The 1715-nt window shown below is 63.2% G+C and carries 1 protein-coding gene and 2 pseudogenes; 2 read left to right on the forward strand and 1 reads right to left on the reverse strand.

Translation table 11 applies throughout. The features are described from left to right. Together BGN97_RS04855 and BGN97_RS04860 are read left to right on the forward strand one after the other, a co-directional pair. Positions 1 to 105: pseudogene (locus tag BGN97_RS04855) on the forward strand (YbaK/EbsC family protein); the annotation flags it as partial. A 119-nt stretch (positions 106 to 224) separates the two neighbouring features. Continuing rightward, on the forward strand, positions 225 to 1394 hold the full coding sequence (locus BGN97_RS04860; protein WP_292698503.1) for an MFS transporter: 1170 nt from the start codon (positions 225 to 227) through the stop codon (positions 1392 to 1394). Between the two features lie 65 nt (positions 1395 to 1459). Here BGN97_RS04860 and BGN97_RS04865 read toward each other — a convergent pair. Continuing rightward, positions 1460 to 1715: pseudogene (locus BGN97_RS04865) on the reverse strand (FCD domain-containing protein); the annotation flags it as partial.

The following is a 1715-nucleotide window of genomic DNA, read 5'->3' on the forward strand; positions in this document are numbered from 1 at the left end:
ACGATCTGGGCAGCAGGCGGCACGCCACACACCGTGTTCCCGCTCACCTTCAATGACCTCCTTGCGATCACGAATGGCATCTCTATTTCAGTCGCCGACAACTAGCCCGCCAGAATACGCGCGCCAGAGGTGTGCAATGAACCACGAATGACAACGAGATGCGAATACAAGATCAAGTCACTCCAGAAGCACTGACGTCGGCGGTGCCGGCGAAGGCATGGCGGATGCTTGCCCTGGGCGTATCCGCCCAAGCGGCGGGAACGTTCCTTATCTCAGCCCCGGCGTATCTGATCGTTCTGCTTCACACAGAGCAAGGGTTCACGTTGACCCAAGGCGGCATCCTCGCATCTGCTCCAACATTCGGAATGGTCCTGACGCTAGTTCTTTGGGGCGCTGCCGCTGACCGCTACGGCGAACGCGAGGTCATCGCCCTGGGATCGGCGCTCACCGCGGTCTTCGCTCTGGCCGCCGCATTTGCTCCGAACATTGTGTGGATGGCGATCCTGCTCATGCTCGGCGGGGCCGCTGCGGCCAGTGCTAACGCGGCCAGCGGGCGAGTCGTTGTCGGCTGGTTTCCGAAGCATCGACGAGGCCTAGCGATGGGGATTAGGCAGATGTCGCAGCCTCTCGGCGTCGCTATCGCCGCGCTCGTCGTTCCTCCGGTCGCGGCTCACATCAGTTCGGGGGCGGCTCTGCTCGTCGCGGCGGTGCTCACCGCAGTCCTTGCGATCGCGAGCTGGGTAGGCATCGAAAACCCGCCGAGGCCAGCCGCCAGCCAAGACCGTGAAGGGCTTGTGCGGCCCGCAAACCCCTACCGCCGAGACGCTTTCCTGGCGCGCATTCACGCCTTGTCACTGCTCCTTGTTGTGCCGCAGTTCACCCTGTCGATCTTTGGTCTGGCCTGGCTCACGATTGGTCTGGGATGGAGCGCGGCCTCCGCCGGAGTAGTGATCGCAGCTTCACAATTCATTGGCGCATTGGGGCGCATCGTCATCGGCCATGCGAGCGACCGCGTTGGGAGCCGAGTGCGCGTCCTGCGTTGGGTTGCCGTCGCCGGAGTAGCTGCGCTGCTCGCCCTCGCGGGGGCAACTTCATTGCATTGGAGCGCTTTGGCCGCGATCCTGTTTGTCATTGCCACGACAATCAGTGTTGCCGACAATGGGCTTGCGTTCACGTCCGTTGCCGAAGCGTCGGGACCCGCTTGGTCTGGGCGAGCTCTCGGCATTCAGAACACTGGCCAATTCATCGCAGCCTCAGCGGTCGGCCCTGGTATCGGTGCGCTCATCACTGTCGCTGGTTACCCGCTCGCGCTTGCCGCTGTCGCGATCACACCCCTTGCCGCCATAGTCCTCATCCCTCGCCGTGACCAAAGCTACGGTGACGAGGGAAATTGATCATCCACTCGTCGGACTCAGGCCATGCTCTCACCCGCACAGGGCCAGAAGGATCGGTTGAGTCCTCACCCTACAAAGACCGCCTTGAGCGCGTCGAGATGTGCGCGGCTTGTCCGCGCCGCCGCGTCTGGCATCCGGTCGGCGATCGCCGACACGAGGACCGCGTGCACGTCATGGTCGGCATGCTCGTCGCCGACCGGATGGATTCGGAGCATGTCGATCATGGCCCGACGCACTCGCGGCACAAATCCATCGAAGAGCTCCGTCAGCACCTCGTTGTGTGCGGCGACGACGATGCTGCGATGCAGGGCCATGTCGGCA

Origin of the sequence: Microbacterium sp. 69-10, from assembly GCF_001897945.1 — a bacterium.
Taxonomy (GTDB): domain Bacteria; phylum Actinomycetota; class Actinomycetes; order Actinomycetales; family Microbacteriaceae; genus Microbacterium.